16 protein-coding genes are annotated in these 16,102 nt (G+C 62.7%); 11 read left to right on the top strand and 5 right to left on the bottom strand.

What is annotated here, in order from left to right; genetic code table 11:
• Positions 1-26: 26 nt before the first annotated feature.
• Positions 27-1,049, top strand: coding sequence for an alpha/beta hydrolase family protein (locus ACBG85_RS15940; protein WP_218694823.1), 1,023 nt, complete (start codon positions 27-29; stop codon positions 1,047-1,049).
• A 102-nt stretch (positions 1,050-1,151) separates the two neighbouring features.
• Entirely contained in the window at positions 1,152-1,973 is an 822-nt protein-coding gene (locus ACBG85_RS15935; protein ID WP_218694822.1) for a GNAT family N-acetyltransferase, read from the top strand.
• A 10-nt stretch (positions 1,974-1,983) separates the two neighbouring features.
• Here the strand turns inward: ACBG85_RS15935 and ACBG85_RS15930 are convergent, their stop codons facing one another.
• From ACBG85_RS15930 to ACBG85_RS15910, 5 genes are all read right to left on the bottom strand, one after another.
• Positions 1,984-3,450, bottom strand: a complete 1,467-nt coding sequence (locus tag ACBG85_RS15930) for an FAD-dependent oxidoreductase (protein WP_058037534.1) — start codon at positions 3,448-3,450, stop codon at positions 1,984-1,986.
• A gap of 87 nt (positions 3,451-3,537) precedes the next feature.
• Entirely contained in the window at positions 3,538-3,999 is a 462-nt protein-coding gene (locus ACBG85_RS15925; protein ID WP_082654858.1) for a carboxymuconolactone decarboxylase family protein, read from the bottom strand.
• Positions 3,996-4,931 (bottom strand): NAD(P)-dependent oxidoreductase, encoded by a 936-nt coding sequence (locus ACBG85_RS15920; protein ID WP_064689614.1) that lies wholly within the window; start codon positions 4,929-4,931, stop codon positions 3,996-3,998. Before ACBG85_RS15920 ends, ACBG85_RS15925 begins: the two co-directional genes overlap by 4 nt.
• The gene (locus ACBG85_RS15915) at positions 4,928-5,677 is read right to left on the bottom strand and encodes an SDR family oxidoreductase (RefSeq protein ID WP_030536773.1); all 750 of its coding nucleotides are present in this window, start codon (positions 5,675-5,677) and stop codon (positions 4,928-4,930) included. The genes ACBG85_RS15920 and ACBG85_RS15915 overlap by 4 nt, the downstream gene beginning before the upstream one ends.
• A gap of 60 nt (positions 5,678-5,737) precedes the next feature.
• The gene (locus ACBG85_RS15910; RefSeq protein ID WP_218694821.1) at positions 5,738-7,204 is read right to left on the bottom strand and encodes an aldehyde dehydrogenase; all 1,467 of its coding nucleotides are present in this window, start codon (positions 7,202-7,204) and stop codon (positions 5,738-5,740) included.
• A 217-nt stretch (positions 7,205-7,421) separates the two neighbouring features.
• Here ACBG85_RS15910 and ACBG85_RS15905 point away from each other — a divergent pair, with 217 nt between their 5' ends.
• The 9 genes from ACBG85_RS15905 (at position 7,422) to ACBG85_RS15865 (ending at position 16,081) form a co-directional block, all read left to right on the top strand.
• A complete protein-coding gene (locus ACBG85_RS15905; protein ID WP_047272231.1) occupies positions 7,422-8,279 on the top strand; it encodes a mycofactocin-coupled SDR family oxidoreductase in 858 nt (285 codons plus the stop codon).
• Positions 8,280-8,415: 136 nt separating this feature from the next.
• Positions 8,416-8,982, top strand: coding sequence for a TetR/AcrR family transcriptional regulator (locus ACBG85_RS15900; protein ID WP_024487471.1), 567 nt, complete (start codon positions 8,416-8,418; stop codon positions 8,980-8,982).
• Complete coding sequence (locus ACBG85_RS15895) at positions 8,979-10,184, top strand: cytochrome P450 (protein ID WP_003944019.1); 1,206 nt, start codon at positions 8,979-8,981, stop codon at positions 10,182-10,184. The genes ACBG85_RS15900 and ACBG85_RS15895 overlap by 4 nt, the downstream gene beginning before the upstream one ends.
• Positions 10,184-10,990 carry an SDR family oxidoreductase gene (locus ACBG85_RS15890; protein ID WP_003944110.1) on the top strand — a complete coding sequence of 269 codons (807 nt, stop codon included), beginning with the start codon at positions 10,184-10,186 and terminating at the stop codon, positions 10,988-10,990. Before ACBG85_RS15895 ends, ACBG85_RS15890 begins: the two co-directional genes overlap by 1 nt.
• Entirely contained in the window at positions 10,987-12,381 is a 1,395-nt protein-coding gene (locus ACBG85_RS15885; RefSeq protein WP_372023978.1) for a cytochrome P450, read from the top strand. Before ACBG85_RS15890 ends, ACBG85_RS15885 begins: the two co-directional genes overlap by 4 nt.
• A gap of 2 nt (positions 12,382-12,383) precedes the next feature.
• The gene (locus ACBG85_RS15880; RefSeq protein ID WP_020907945.1) at positions 12,384-12,575 is read left to right on the top strand and encodes a ferredoxin; all 192 of its coding nucleotides are present in this window, start codon (positions 12,384-12,386) and stop codon (positions 12,573-12,575) included.
• A 37-nt stretch (positions 12,576-12,612) separates the two neighbouring features.
• On the top strand, positions 12,613-13,164 hold the full coding sequence (locus ACBG85_RS15875) for a hypothetical protein (RefSeq protein WP_007728648.1): 552 nt from the start codon (positions 12,613-12,615) through the stop codon (positions 13,162-13,164).
• A gap of 5 nt (positions 13,165-13,169) precedes the next feature.
• Positions 13,170-14,417: a hypothetical protein gene (locus ACBG85_RS15870; protein ID WP_372023975.1), complete on the top strand. Its 1,248-nt coding sequence runs from the start codon at positions 13,170-13,172 to the stop codon at positions 14,415-14,417.
• A gap of 26 nt (positions 14,418-14,443) precedes the next feature.
• Complete coding sequence (locus ACBG85_RS15865; protein WP_338925134.1) at positions 14,444-16,081, top strand: acyl-CoA synthetase; 1,638 nt, start codon at positions 14,444-14,446, stop codon at positions 16,079-16,081.
• The last annotated feature ends 21 nt before the right edge of the window (positions 16,082-16,102 follow it).

Genomic DNA, 16,102 nt, shown 5'->3' with positions numbered 1-16,102 from the left:
ACCGCAATCGAGCACGAGGAGCGGCAATGAGAAGAATCGGACGTACTCGGGCAATGCTTGTCGTCGCACTCGTCGCATGGACGGGATTGTTCGGTGAAGCGGCGCTTGCCTCGGCTGATCAGGCGCGAACATCCCCTCCAGACGGTTCAGCTCTCGATCACGTCGAGGAGATCAACGCCCGTCAGCTGACTATGTACGTCTACTCGGCTGCGATGGACAAGGTGATTCCGCTCGAGGTGATTCGGCCGGCAGACACGAGTGCGCCCCGGCCGACCCTCTATCTACTCAATGGCGCCGGCGGAGGCGAGGACACGGCGACGTGGCAGACACGGACAGACGTCGTCGACTTCTTCGGCGACAAGAACGTCAACGTCGTCAACCCGATCGGCGGTGCCTACAGCTACTACACCGACTGGGAGAAGCCCGATCCTGTTCTCGGACTGAACAAGTGGACCACATTTCTCACCCAGGAGTTGCCACCGATCGTCGATGCCACGCTCGGGACTACGGGTACGAATGCCGTTGCCGGATTGTCGATGGCAGGTACCTCGGTTCTGAGCCTGGCCGAGGCGGCGCCATCCGTTTACCGTGCCGTCGGTGCTTTCAGCGGGTGTGCCGAGACGAGTACTCAACCCGGTCAGGACTACGTGAGATTCGTGGTCGGATTCCGCGGCGGCAACGTGGACAACATGTGGGGTCCTCCCGGCGGTCCGGGCTGGGTAGCCAACGATCCTGTGGTCAACGCCGAGAGATTGCGGGGGGTCGACCTCTACATCAGCAATGGATCGGGCCTGCCCGGCCCACACGAGAATCTGGGCGGACCGATGGTCAACGGCGACCTCGGCGTTCTGGCGAACCAGGTGATCGTGGGTGGAGTCATCGAGGCCGGGACGAACCAGTGCACCCAGCGTTTGGCCGAGCGGCTCGACTCCTTGGGCATCCCGGCCACCTATGATTTCCGGGCAACTGGCACTCACTCTTGGGGTTACTGGCAGGACGATCTTCACAACTCGTGGTCGATGATTGCCGCGTCGATCGGTGCGCGTTAGCCGGCGAACCCTGGGGTCGGTGGCTGAGTTGTTTCTCACTCCGGGACACTCTTGCCGAACCTAGCCGACCGAACTGCAGGTCAGCGGCGTTATAGTCGCCTCATGAGTTCAGAAACACTCGCTCCCCTCGACACCGACGTACTTGCGCGCAGGTTTGCGTGCCTGGGTGATCCGACGCGGCTGCGAGTGCTCCGACTTGCTGCCGGCGGTCCGATCGACGTCGACACGATTGCACACGCCGCATCACTCGAGCCGTCGGCGTTGAGTGCCCACCTCGAGGCCTTGATCGAGGTCGGTATTGTCGAGGCTTCGGTGCGTGAAGGCACTTCGGTTGTCAGTGTTGCCGGAACGGCATACTCCGATCTGATGGCAGCGGCCGCCGTCGTGGCTGCTCGTGGTCCGGTCGAAGACACACTGGGAGTTCTTCCCGATGACGTGGTGGTGCGCCGCATGGAATCCGGCGACTGGGATGCCGTCCGCTCGATCTACCGCGAAGGAATCGACACCGGAACCGCGACGTTCACCACCTCGGTGCCATCCGCCGAGAAGCTCGACGCGCAATGGTTACCCGATCATCGATGGGTGGCCGAGATCGACGGCCGCGTCGAAGGCTGGGCGAGCCTCAGCCCGGTGTCCTCGCGAGACTGCTACCGCGGGGTCGCCGAGAACTCCATCTACATCGGTAGCGGCGCTCGCGGGCGCGGCGTGGGCAAGCTGCTGCTTCGCCGACAGGTGCAAGCCGCCGACGCCAGTGAGATCTGGACAGTGCAGTCGTCGATTTTCCCGGAGAACCGGGCAAGCGTCGCCTTGCATCAGGCCGTCGGATTCCGAGTCGTCGGCACTCGGTCGCGTATCGCTCAACTGGGTGGGCGGTGGCGTGACACGTTGTTCCTCGAACGTCGCAGCGAGGACGCTGACATCTGAGAAGAGACGCTCAGCCCTTGGCAGCGCTGATTCCCGCGCGTCGCCCGTAGAAGCTGCCGTCTCCGAGGGACGTTCCGGAGGCATACCCTCCAGCGCAGACACCGGCGGTGCATCGTCCAGCGGCAAACAGACCCGGGATCGGTTCGCCGGAGACGTGCATGACCTCCGAGTTGATCGACGTGCGCAGACCGCCGAGCGTGAAACCGGCGGTGAAATTGCGAAGATCGAGCGCGGCGACGGGTGAGCCGATCGGCTTGACCCACTCCTTCTTCTTTCCCAGTACCGGGTCCTCACCACGCGCGGCGTGGCGGTTGTAGACCTCTACGGTCGACTGGAGGGTGCCTTCCGGCAGACCCATGTCGGATTCGAGTTCCTCGACGGTCTCGGCCACCCACTTGGGCTGGAATCTGAAGAACGGTGTGGAACTGTCGGCGGCGCAGCCCTCTTCGTAGGAAGCTTCGTCGATGATCAGGTAGGCCTGATTCTCGTTGCGCAGCAGCGTCTCCTGGCCGATTCGTCCCGGGTACGTGTCCTCGTTGACGTAGCGCTGGCCGCGTCCGTTGACGAGAATGCCGCGGATCATCAACTGGGGGTCGCCGAAGAATGCGACCTCGGTGGCGTCCATGTGCGCGAGGTCGGCCCCGAGAGCCTGCGCCATCTGGATGGACTTTCCGTCGTGCTCTTCGATAGCCGCACCGGGGCGCCCGATCAGCCGTGGGGCGTACGACTGGATCATCGCTTCGTTGTAGGCGAAGCTTCCCGTCGCCAGTACGACACCCGTGCGTGCTCGAACTGCCACTTCCTTGCCGTACTGCTTGGCGATGATGCCGACCACTCGATCTCCGTCGACGACCAGGCGCTGGACTCGCATGTCGTATTCTGCTCGTACGCCGAGGCTTTCGGCCGTCTCGATCAGTGGCTTCATCAACATGAAACCACCGCCCTTCTCCCCGGTGCGCTTGCCGCTCATCTGTGGAACGTGCCCGCGAGGGGCCGGTGTCGCGATCGTGTTGAACGGTGCCGAGTTCTCGCCGCCGGAATACATGAGTCCGTCGTCGAAGGGTGTTTCCCAGCCGGGTTGGCCGTAGAAACTCTCCTTGAACGGCACACCGTTGTCGACGAGCCAGTTGTAGTGCTCGACGCTGCCTTCGCAGTAGTCGGTGATCTTCTCCTCGTCGGCGCCGGGACCGAGTGCGGCCATCATGAACGATTTCATGTTGGCGGGGGAGTCCTCGAACCCGAGTGCCTGCTGCAACGGGGTCCCGCCGCCCAGATAGATGAATCCGCCTGCCAGCGCCGCAGCGCCGCCCCAGCCGCTCGTGCGCTCGAGCACCAACACGTCGGCGCCCGCTCGCGCGGCCTCGATCGAAGCACTCACTCCGGCAATGCCGTAGCCGGCGACGACGACGTCAGCCTCGAAGTGCCACTGCTCGATGTTTGCGGAGGACTGCGGACGGATTGAGCTGGCCTCGGCCATGGATTCGGATCCTTCGCTCTTCTGGTTGATTGGTGGGGGAATCGGTGGGTGTGATCGATGCCCTGATGGCAGTATCTCGACCGAAAGTCAGTCGGTGTCCGTTTTCGCGGAATCGGCCGCGGCCTTCTCCTTGGCGCGCGCGGCTTTACGTCTGTCGGCCTTCACGGCGATCAGCGCATTGTTGAGCCCGGTGGCCAGCGGCCAGCCGACGTAGTGGCACAGGAAGATTGCGGCCTCTTCGAACTGCTGCTCGGTCAACTCCTCGTTGTGGAGAGCAGCGTTGATCTGGATCTTCGCCACATCGTTCTGCCCCTGGGCGGTGATGGCACCGATCAGGAGTAGTCGTCGATCACGTACCGACAGTCCCGGTCGCGTCCAGATGTCGGCAAAGAGGTGGTCGGCGGTGACCGCGAAGAAGTCGCCGGGAACGTCGGCGGGAAGCTCCCAGCCGTACACCTCGTTCATCTTCGCGACGCCACGAGCACGGGCCTCGGAGATGCGGCTTTCGTCGGTTCCACCGGCATCGGTCATGTGAGTGATGTCGGTCATGCGTGCTCCCGAGTAGTAGATGCCGTTGAAGGTTCGGCCGGCCTGACTTCGCTGTCATTCCCGACGCCCAGACCGGCACCGAGTCCGGCGAGCGCAAGGTGCGCGAGCGGCAGGTCGAGATTCAGCCGATCACCGAGGTCGATGGCCAAGGCCAAGTCCTTCTCCCCGAGATTGCGAACATGCCGCAGTATCGAGAACCACGGGTCGTCCTCCGAGACCGGTGCGGTGGTGTCGCGGAGCATGATCGCGCCCGCGCCACCGGTGATCGCATCGGTGTGCCTGACGACCTTTCCGAGCGTGCGGAGATCGAGTCCTGCTGCTTCGGCGAGTCGCGCGGCCTCGGTCGTGGCGGTGAACGAGACGAAGTGAAGAAGGTTGCGTGCGAGCTTCATTCGCGTTCCCGCGCCGACGTCACCGGCGTGAACCACCAGCTCGGCCCAGGATCCGAAGGGCTCGCGGACGGCTTCGAACGCCTCGTCGGAGCCGCCGATCATCACTGCCAGCCTGCCCTGCGCTGCGCCGCCGGCACCGCCACTGATCGGCGCGTCGACCAGCAGAACACCACGCTGTTGACAGATGTCAGCGAGTTCCACCGCCGTGGTGTCCGAGATAGTGGAGTGAATCGCGACGACAGTGCCTGGCTGTGCGGTCGACAGAATCCCGTGCGGCCCGCACACAACCTCGCGTACCTGCGCGTCGTCGAGCACCGTGACGGAGATGATGCTCGCCTGCGCTGCAACGTCGGCGGGCGTCGATGCTGCGCTCGCGCCCGCAGCGGTGAACGGTTCGAGCGCTTCTGCGCGGGCATCACACACCACCAGTCCGCCCGGCCAGTCCAGGAGGCGCTGCGCCATCGGCGCGCCCATGTTGCCTAGGCCGATGTATCCCAGTCTGGTTTTCGAAGCGCTGGCTTTCGGCGCCGATTGCGTCATGACCGGTACACCTGGCCTCCGTCGACGTTGAAGATCTGCCCGGTCACCCAGCCTGCGTCGTCGGAGAGGAGGAACAGGCACATGCCGACGAGATCGTCCGGTGTTCCCATGCGCTGCAACGGGATTCGTTTCACCATGTCCTTGACGATGTTGCCGGGGGTGACGGTTCGAGTCGCCTCCGTGTCGATAGGGCCGGGAGCGATGGCGTTGATCCGGATGTTCGACCAGCCGAGTTCGGTCGCGAGTTGTTGTGTCAGGCTGTTGACGCCGGCCTTCGCGAGTCCGTAGTAATTCGAGTACAGCCAGGCTGCTGTGGAGGACTGGTTGACGATCGAACCGCCCTTCGCTCGCATGTGAGGTACTACCGCCCGGCACACGTGCAATGCGCCGTCCATGTTGACGCTCATGAACTTTCGGTAGTAGTCCCAGTCCACCGTCAACAGGGAATCGATCTTCATTCCGCCGTAGATGGCAGCGTTGTTCACCAGGTGCTCGATGCTGCCGAACTGCTCGATCGTGAAGTCGGCGAGTGCCGCAGTCGACTCCCCGTCGGCGACGTCGACGTCCTTGAACACGGCATTTCCGCCGTCCGCGTTGATCTGCTTGGCGACTGCTTCACCGAGTTCGCGATTGAGGTCCGCCACGACCACGTTGGCCCCCTCCGCGGCCAGAGCGCGGGCATACGCCTCTCCGATACCCTGCGCTGCTCCGGTGACTATCGCGGTGCGACCGTCGAAACGTCCCATGTCGACCTACTTTCGTGGTGATCATTCTGTGGTGAGGGTGTGGGGTGAGGGTGTGGAATGTCAGGAAGGTGAAGCGACGAGCTTGGTTTCGAGGTATTCCTCGAAACCCGCGAGGCCCATTTCGCGGCCGATCCCGGATTGTTTGTAGCCGCCGAACGGTGCGTCGGCCGAATACCAGACGCCGCCGTTGACGCTCAGCGTTCCGGTTCTGACACCGGCAACGACGTGCGCGACGCGATCGGGATCGGTGCCCCACACCGACCCGGACAGGCCGTAGGGGGAATCGTTGGAAATCCGGATAGCGTCGTCGTCGTTGTCGTACGGAAGGATCACGAGGACGGGCCCGAAAATCTCCTCCTGCGCTACGCGAGACGAGTTGTCCAGCCCGGCAATGAGAGTGGGTTCGACGAAGAAACCCCTCTCGCGATCGTCGGGACGGCCCCCACCCGTCACGATCGTGCCGCCCTCTTCGACCGCGAGGGCGAGGTAGCTCTCCACCCTGGCGCGCTGGCGCGCCGAGATGACCGGGCCACACACCGTTCCGCGCGCGCTGGGGTCGCCGGCTCGGATACCCGCCATCGCGGCAGATGCCGCGGCCAGAGCATCGTCGTACCGAGAGCGCGGCACCAGAAGTCTGGTACTTAGCGCGCATCCCTGACCGGCATGAACGCAGACGGAGAACGCGGCAACCGAGCATGCACCCTTGATGTCCGCATCGTCGAGGACGATGAATGCGGACTTACCCCCGAGTTCGAGGAAGACCTTCTTGAGGGTTTGCGCGGCCGTGGCCATCACTGTGCGTCCGGTGGCGGTGGAACCGGTGAAGGACACGAGATCGACGCGCGGATCGCTGCACAGCTGCGCGCCTAGGGAGTGATCTGTCGACGTCACGACGTTGACTACGCCGGCCGGGATCTCGGTTTCTTCTGCAATCACCTTGGCGACCAGCGCGGCGCACCAGGGCGTGTCCGGCGCGGGTTTGAGAACGATGGTGTTGCCGGCTGCGAGGGCGGGACCGAGCTTGGCGAAATTGATCTGGTGCGGAAAGTTCCACGGTGTGATTGCGCCGACGACGCCGACGGCTTCCTTGAGCAGTCGGCGATGGGTCGGAATCCCCATGGGTGACGCGTGCCCGAGATCTTGTTCCCACGAATAGGTTTCGATCAGATCGGCCCAGTAGCGAAGATCTTCGATCGGGCCTTCGAGTTGCGGACCGCTCGTCAGCATGACCGGTGCGCCGACCTCGGCGACGGTGATCTCACGCAACTCCTCGATGTGGGACTGGAGTGCATCGCACAGTTGGCGCAGGCAGCGAGCGCGAAACCCGTGATCGCGTGCCCATTCGGTGTCGTCGAACGCACGGCGCGCAGCGGCGATGGCCGCGTCCATGTCCGCGGCGGTGCCTTCGGCCGCACGGCCGATCAGTTCCTCGGTCGCCGGGTTGAAAACTTCGAAGGTCCCGCCGGATCCGGGAACCAGTTTTCCGTCGACGAGAAGTGCAGAACTGTCTGCGGGTCGAAGCGTCATAGCGCAAACCCTCTCTTTCTGGACATGTGTCTGGACTCTAGTTCACACTTGTGGTTGAGGCAATGGTTTTTGGGGCATAAGAGATTTCGAGAGCCCAGCGGTCTCGAGAGGGTCTCGGATCTGCTTCGACGAAAACCGCCTCGTGTCCGGTGCGGCGCCGCTACGGTTCACCGCACATTCACAACCACGTCTTCACATCCACAGGAGAGAGGTCGAAATGAACAGAGTTGACGGAAAAGTGGTGTTGGTGACCGGCGCTGCTCGAGGTCAGGGGCGCAGTCACGCCGTCCGTCTCGCGCAGGAGGGCGCGCACATCATCGCCTTCGATCTGTGCGCAGACATCGCCAGCAACGAATACCCGCTCGCCAGTCCAGCCGATCTGGAGGAAACCGCTCGCCTGGTGAAAGAGGCCGGGCAGCAGGTGGTGACGGCGCGTGTCGACGTCCGTGATCGCGCCGGACTCGAAACAGCACTTGCCGAGGCGGTAGGGCAGTTGGGCGGATTGCATGTCGTCGTGGCGAACGCCGGTATCTGTCCGCTGGGCAAACACGTGTCGACCGCCGGTTTCGTCGACGCCTTCGATGTGAACTTTCTCGGTGTCGTCAATACAGTGCACGCGTCGATGGAATACCTCGGCGAAGGGGGTTCGATCATCGCGATCGGATCTGTTGCCGGTCTGGTGCCGCAGACCGGATTCAACGGGCAACAGGCGCTCCAGGGTCCGGGTGGCGACGGATACGGCCTGGCCAAGAAGCTGATTCAGGCCTACACCAGTTCGTTGGCGCTGACCCTCGGGCCGAGTTCCATTCGCGTCAACGCGATTCATCCGACCAATGTGAACACCGACATGTTGCAGAGCATGCCGATGTACCGGACGTTCCGTCCCGACCTCGAGAATCCGACCGCCGAGGATGCGGCTGTGACGTTCCCGTTCATGCAGGCGATGCCGATCCCGTGGGTCGAACCCGCGGACATCTCGCATGCAGTCGTGTACCTGTCCTCGGACGAGTCGCGATTCGTCACCGGCCAGCAACTGCGCGTGGACGCTGGTGCCGGGATGAAGATCGGTCTGTAGTAGAACTTTTCGCGTCGCTGCTGCCTGTTCGTGGTGAATTTTCCAAGTTTCCCCATTTCGTTGCCCTGGACAGGACGCTGTAGTAACGTCCAGACACGTGTCCAGTAAACGGGGCGATTCAAGTGGCGGGGGATCGATTGTCTACGAATCCACTCGCAGGCGCCTCACGGGCAAACAGGCGGAAACTGTGGCCAGGCTTGCCGAAGCAACAGTGAAAGTTCTACGCAAACAAGAGTTTTCCGGGCTGACTGTCCGTTCGGTTGCGGCCGAAGCGGGTGTAGGAACTGCGACCGCCTACACGTATTTCGCGTCCAAGGAGCATCTCGTCGCAGAGGTTTTCTGGCGAAGACTTCAGAACTCGTCGGCGCCTGATGGCTCAGGGTTGGATCGCACCGCGCACGTGCTGTCTGTACTTCGAAATATCGCGCTGCTTCTCGCGGACGAACCGGAGGTATCGGCCGCCGTGACCAATGCACTGCTCGGATCCGACCCTGAAGTGGAACATCTTCGCGGCCGGATCGGGCTCGAGATCCATCAACGACTCGCCTCGGCGTTGGATCCGAATGGCGAACCCGAAGTGTTGGAAGCGCTCGAAATGCTTTATGCCGGGGCGCTTCTGCGGGCAGGGATCGGCTACGGAACCTACGCGCAAATCGCTGGACGCCTCGAGGCCTCAGCTCTACTGATCCTGGAGAAATCATGACAGAAGCTTTGATCGATCCGGTGGTCTTCAATCCGTACGACTACCACTTTCACGACGATCCGTATCCGACGTACAAGCGTCTGCGCGAAGAATCACCCCTGTATCACAATCCGGACGTGGGATTTTGGGCATTGTCGCGATATGCGGACGTGGTCGACGGATTCAAGGACAACAAGCGTCTGTCGAGCGCAAACGGAGTATCACTCGACCCCGCAGCCTACGGTCCACACGCGCATTATGTGATGTCGTTTCTCGCTATGGATGATCCCCGCCATATGCGGTTGCGCCAGTTGGTTTCTCGCGGATTCACACCGCGGCGTGTTGCGGAGCTCGACGGCCGGATACTCGAACTGACGAAGCAACATCTGATACCCGCGCTGGGCGCGGGGGAGTTCGACTGGATTACGGAGGTGGCGGGAAAGCTGCCGATGGACGTCATCTCCGAACTCATGGGTGTCCCCGAACCCGACCGAGCCGAACTGCGGCGCAAGGCGGATCTGGTGGTGCATCGGGAGGCGGGTGTTCTCGACGTGCCGCAACCTGCGGTGGAGGCTTCGATCAGTTTGATGGGCTACTACAAGGAGATGATCGCGCAGCGTCGCCGATCGCGGACGGACGATCTGACCTCGGCCTTGCTCGACGCCGAGATCGACGGAGACAAGCTTTCGGACCAGGAGATCCTCGGATTCATGTTTCTGATGGTCGTGGCCGGAAACGAGACCACGACCAAGCTTCTCGGAAACGCTCTGTACTGGGGTTCGCACCACCGGGAGCAGATCGCACCGGTCCTCGACGATCCCGAACGAGCCTCGGAATGGGTGGAAGAGACTCTTCGCTACGACACGTCGAGTCAGATCGTGGCTCGGACTTCGGTTGTCGACCTCGAATACCACGGGCGCACGATTCCGGCGGGGGAGAAGGTCCTGCTCCTGATCGGATCGGCCAACCGAGACGCCGACGTCTTCGACGATGCCGACAGCTTCCAGATCGGCCGGAGTTCGTCGGGCAAACTCGCGAGTTTCGGTGGTGGCGTGCACTTCTGCCTCGGTGCCCACCTTGCCAAGCTCGAAGCCAAGATCGCCCTGGCGGAGTTCGGGCGTCGGGTCAGCGACTACGAAGTCGTCGAGTCCGGAATCGAGCGTGTTCATTCGACAAATGTCCGGGGCTTTGCGGCCCTGCCGGTGAAAGTGCAGGTGCGCTGATGCCTCGTTTCGAACCCAATCCCGTTCGCCGGCCGGCACTGATCAGTGGTGCGTCGTCGGGAATCGGCACAGCCACCGCGTATGCCCTGGCCGAACTCGGGCATCCGGTTGCACTCGGTGCGCGTCGAGTCGCCGAATGCGAAGCCATCGCCGAGAAGATCCGCAGCAACGGTGGTGAAGCGTTCGCCCACTTCCTCGACGTCACGGACGGTGATTCGGTCGACGGGTTCGTCTCGGCCGCAGAGGCAGTCCACGGCCCCGCGGAAATCGTCGTCTCCGGTGCCGGAGACCTCGAATTCGGGGCTGCGGACGAGATGAATCCTGAGGCGTTTCTACGGCAGATCCAAGTTCACCTCGTCGGTGCGCAGCGATTGGCGCATCGTGTTCTCCCCGGTATGAGGCAACGACAGCGCGGTGACTTCGTACTGATCGGCTCGGATTGTGCCGAGCGCCAGCGTCCACTCATGGGTGCGTACGACGCGGCGAAGGCCGGGCTCGAGGCAATGGGGCGTCAGATGCGAATGGAGCTCGAGGGAACAGGCATTCGCGCGTCGATCGTGCGACCCGGGCCGACACTGACCGGCATGGGGATGGACACGACGCCGGAGATCATCGGACCGGTCGGGGAATCGTGGAGCAAGTGGGGGTTCGCCCGCCATGGTTACTTTCTGCGCGCCTCGGACATCGCCAATGCCATCGTCGCCGTTGTGTCGGCGCCGCGAGGAGCACACATCGTGCTCGTCGAAGTTCAGCCCGAGGCGCCACTGGACAAACTTCCCACTGCGAACTCACAGGAGACGACATGACGCACGGAGTGCAAGAGACGTCGCGAACACTGCCAGAGCCGCCGCGGGTGTCCGGCGGGGATCTCCCGCACGGGCATCTCGAGGAACTGCGAACCGACCCGATAGCGCTCATGCGCCGGGTGCGTGAGGAATGTGGTGACGTCGGCGCCTTTCAACTTGCCGACCGCACAGTGATCTTGCTGTCCGGAGCCGAGGCAAACGAGTTCTTCTTCCGCTCCACCGACGAGGATCTCGACCAACAAGCGGCTTACCCCTTCATGAAGCCGATATTCGGTGAAGGCGTCGTCTTCGACGCCAGCCCGGAGCGGCGTAAAGAGATGCTGCACAACTCGGCTCTGCGCGGCGAACAGATGCGCGGGCACGCCGCCACGATCGGCCGCGAAGTCGAGGCGATGGTCGCGCAGTGGGGAGACGAAGGCGAGATCGATCTGCTCGACTTCTTCGCCGAGCTGACCATCTACACCTCGTCGGCGTGCCTGATCGGCAAGAAGTTCCGCGACGAACTGGATGATAGCTTCGCCAAGCTGTATCACGAGCTCGAACAGGGAACGGATGCATTGGCTTTCGTGGATCCGTACGCGCCGATCGAGAGTTTCCGCCGCCGCGACGAGGCCCGGTTGGCGTTGGTCGCTCTGGTACAGGACATCATGAACGGGCGCATCGCGAATCCTCCGCAGGGCAAGGATGACCGCGACATGTTGGACGTGTTGGTCTCGGTCAAGGACGAGAACGGCGACCTCCGGTTCAGTGCCGACGAGATCACCGGAATCTTCATCTCGATGATGTTCGCCGGCCACCACACGACTTCCGGCACGGCAGCGTGGTCGCTGATCGAGATGTTGCGGCATCCCGACACCATGACGGACGTCGTCGACGAACTCGACAATCTGTACTCCGACGGCGCCGACATCAGTTTTCATGCCCTGCGCCAGATTCCGGTTCTCGAGGCTGTGGTCAAGGAAACCCTTCGACTGCATCCGCCGTTGATCATCCTGTTGCGGGTGGCTCGTGGAGATTTCGAAGTGGGCGGCTTCGAGATCCGAGAGGGCCATATTGTCGCCGCGACACCCGCGATCTCCAATCGAATCGCCGAGGACTTTCCCCGGCCGGACACCTTCGATCCCGGGAGGTACATCGACCCGAATCAAGAGGACATCGTCAACCGCTGGACGTGGATTCCGTTCGGAGCCGGCCGGCATCGCTGCGTCGGCGCTGCGTTCGCCCAGATGCAGCTCAAAGCGATCTTCTCGATCCTGCTGCGGGACTTCGAGTTCGAGATGGCGCAGCCGTCGGAATCCTACCGAAACGACCACAGCAAGATGGTCGTCCAGTTGCAGCAGCCGTGCGCGGTGAGGTACCGGCGCCGAACACGTCCCGGGCGTGAGGGGTGATCATGCACGTCGAAGTCGACCTCGACCTGTGCCAAGGCCATGCGGCGTGTGAGCTGGAGGCACCGGAGATCTTTGTCGTCCCGAAGCGGGGGAAGGTCAGTCTTCTGGACTCGGACCCACCCGAGTCGCTCCGCGGTGAAGCCGAGATGGCGGTCAGGTACTGCCCGACCGGCGCCCTGAGAATTGTCGATTGATTGCAGCGAATTCATGTGCTCGAGGGAGGAAGTTCAGATGACGGGTTTCGACCGCGCAGAGCTCGACGAGATGGTCCAACGCTGGATCGAGGCGAACAAAAAGGCCGAAGCCGCCGGCGATTGGAAACCGTTGGCGGACATGTATACCGAGGACGCCACGTACGGGTGGAACTACGGCCCCAAGCAGGATTTCATGGCGGTGGGGCGCGAGGAGATTCGCGAAGTCGCGCTCGGTCTCGAGATGAAGGGCCTCGAAGGCTGGGAGTATCCGTATCAAGACTTTGTGATCGACGACCGTAGCGGAAACGTGATCGGCTTGTGGAAGCAGATTTCCGATGCCAAGCGTGAGGACGGTAGCAACTACTCCGTCTACGGTATCGGTGGTAGTTGGTTCCGCTACGGCGGGGATTTCCAATGGTCGTGGCAGCGTGACTTCTTCGACTTCGGGAACGTGTCGGCACTGTTCATGGAGATGATCGGCAACAATGCTCTCTCGAAGGGGATGCAGGGCCGGATCCAGCGATCGATCTCGGGCGACCCGCTACCGGGCTGGTATCCGGTGGGCACCGCGCCGGTTTCGCTGTGGTGAGTCCGATGTCGGTGCGCGATTCCTTCGAGGCACTCTCGCAGCGCGACCTTGCCGTGCTGGTGCCCGAGTTGCTCCTGTGCGGGCAGCTGATCGATCGCTCGGGCATGGCGCATCTGATCGTCGAATTCGGACGCGAGGGTATGGCACAGGTGGCCGTCGAGGAGTGGGAGTCGGCCAGCCCCTGGTACACCCGCCGCATGCAGAGGGCTCTCGGATACGAGGGCGACGACGTCGTGACGATCTTCAAAGGATTACAACTCGACATCGGCGCTCCGCCACAGTTCATGGACTTCCGATACCGGGTCGACGATCCGCTGCACGGTGAATTCTGGCTCGACCATTGCGGAGCACTCATGGACGTCGAGCCGTTGGGCGATGAGTTCGTGACCTCGATGTGTCACGACATCGAGGATCCGACTTTCGATGCAACGGCCATCGCGACCAACCCGCGCGCCCAGATCCGGCCGATTCACCGACCACCGCGCAGGCCCGCCGACCGACATCCGCACTGCGCCTGGACCGTTTCCATCGACCCGTCGCACACGCCTCCCGTGATGACCGCGCACACCGAGCAGATCGGACGCACCGCCGCGGTGACGGTCGAGCTGAGCCCGATCGATCACGGTGGGGACGGTAGGGCGGACTACTCGGGTCCGTTGTTGTCCGACCTGAGGTTTTCCGACTTCTCGCGATCAGCCTTGGTTCGTATCGCAGAGGAGATCTGCGTGCAGCATCATCTGTTGGCGTTGGGCTTTCTGGCAGCGGTTCGCCGCCGTGCCGACGAAGACAAGGCTCGCGAGATCACGCGAAAGCAATTGACCGGAATCGCGGGAGTTGCGGCACAGCGTATTCGAGATGCGCTCGGGCTTCCTTCGACGCTGGAATCGTTGGCATTGGTCCTGTCCGTGCATCCCTTGCTGAATCCGAAGCAGTATGTGGAGAGCGAGATTCGACAGGACGGCGGTGCTCTGGAGCTGCGGATCTCGCGAGAAGCTCTTGTCGACCGCGACGGCGGTTGGCCGACCTTGCTCGGCAGCGAGCACCTTGATCCTCTCCAAGCTTTGGTCCGCGGCGTGAATCCGCACTTCACCGTGAGAGTGGTGGCCGAAGATGCCGCGGGGCTTCTTCTGGCCGTCGACATCACCGAAGCTCCCGCTCCGGAATGCGTCGAAGTCGCCATCACGAAGGTCAGTACCGGCGCGGCATTCGTATTCGAAGATCGCGGAATCCCCTTGCCTCTCTTCGTCGTCTGACCGGCCGAACCCGAAGGACTCAACCTATGGCGTACACGTTTGCAGACCTGTTCGAGCATTCCGTCGATGCGATGCCCGATCGCCTCGCGCTGATCGTTTCCGGCGAGGAGGTGACATACCGTGAGCTCGACGAGCGGGCCAACCGATTGGCGCATTACTTCCAGTCCGTCGGGTTGGGTGTCGGTTCGCACATCGGTATTCAGCTGCACAACTCGATCGAGGCGATGGTTGCTGTCCTCGCGGCCTTCAAGATCCGCGGCGTTCCCATCACGGTGAACTACCGCTACACGAGCGACGAATTGGTTTATCTGTACGAGAACGCGGATCTCACGGCGTTGGTTTTCCATCGTGGTTTCGCTGAGCGGGTCGCCGAGGCCTTGGTGGCCACGCCGCGGGTCAAGTACGTGATCGAGGCGGCGGACGAACTCGCTCTCGGGAACGAACCGTCGATTCCGGGGGCAGTGGCGTACGAGGATGCGCTCGGCAACCAATCCTCGCTTCGCACAGGTGAACATGCATTTCCCGAGCGTTCCGGCGATGACGTCTACGTTCTCTACACCGGCGGAACAACCGGACGACCGAAAGGCGTCGTCTGGCGGCAGGAAGACATCTGGCGCGTATTGGCCGGCGGTTACGACTTCTATTCGGGTGAGCCGATCGCCGACGAGTACCAGCAGTCGCGCGGTGGCGCCGCGGCAGCCGAACCGATGCGGTGGTGCATGCTTCCACCGCTGATCCACACCTCGGCACTGATGCCGACGTTCAACGCTCTGTTCTCCGGAAACACCGTCATCTTCGAACCGAAGTTCGATGCGGCACAGGTCTGGAAAGTCGTCGCCGAGTATCGGCCGCAGGTCATGGTCATCACCGGCGACGCCATGGGCCGTCCACTGGTCGAAGCCCATCACGAATTGCAACCGGATGGGTCGAGCCTGGCTGTGCTCGCCTCCGGCGCTGCGCTCTTCTCCGGATCGGTCAAAGATGCGTTCTTCGACGTCTTTCCGAATCTGATGATCTCCGATTCGGTTGGATCGTCCGAAACAGGCTTCGGCGGAATCGGATTCGCAACCAAGGGGCTCGAGCAGCGTGGCGGACCCAAAGTGGGCGCCAACAGATTCACGGTCGTCGTCGACGACGACAACCGAGTGTTGGAGCCGGGCTCGGGCGCCGAAGGATGGCTGGCGAAACTCGGAAACGTTCCACTCGGCTACTACAACGATCCGGTGAAGTCGGCCGAGATATTCCGCGAGGTGAACGGCGCGCGGGCAGTGGTGACCGGAGACCGGGCGCGGATCGAGGACGACGGCTCGGTCACCCTCCTCGGACGGGGAAACATGGTGGTCAACACCGGCGGCGAGAAGGTCTTCGTGGAAGAAGTCGAAGCCGTGGTGAAGGCCCATCCCGACATCTACGACGCGACAGTGATCGGTGTTTCGGACGAGCGGTGGGGCAATCGGGTGGCGGCAGTGCTTCGCATCCGCGACGGTGTGGAACCGGATTTCGAATCCATCGAGAAGCACGCCCGCAGTCACCTCGCCGGCTACAAGATTCCGCGTTCCTTCTGGATCGCCGACGAGGTCGTTCGAGCGCCGAGCGGCAAGCCGGACTACCGCTGGGCCAAGGAGTTCTCACAGAACAGCGACCCGGTCCACCGGATCGACTAGCGCTCACACGCAACACCCGGC

The organism is Rhodococcus sp. NyZ502 (assembly GCF_041464245.1).
GTDB classification, from domain to species: domain Bacteria; phylum Actinomycetota; class Actinomycetes; order Mycobacteriales; family Mycobacteriaceae; genus Rhodococcus_F; species Rhodococcus_F qingshengii.
The sequence above is the reverse complement of the archived record's forward strand: the minus strand, read 5'-3'. Positions and strand labels throughout refer to the sequence as shown.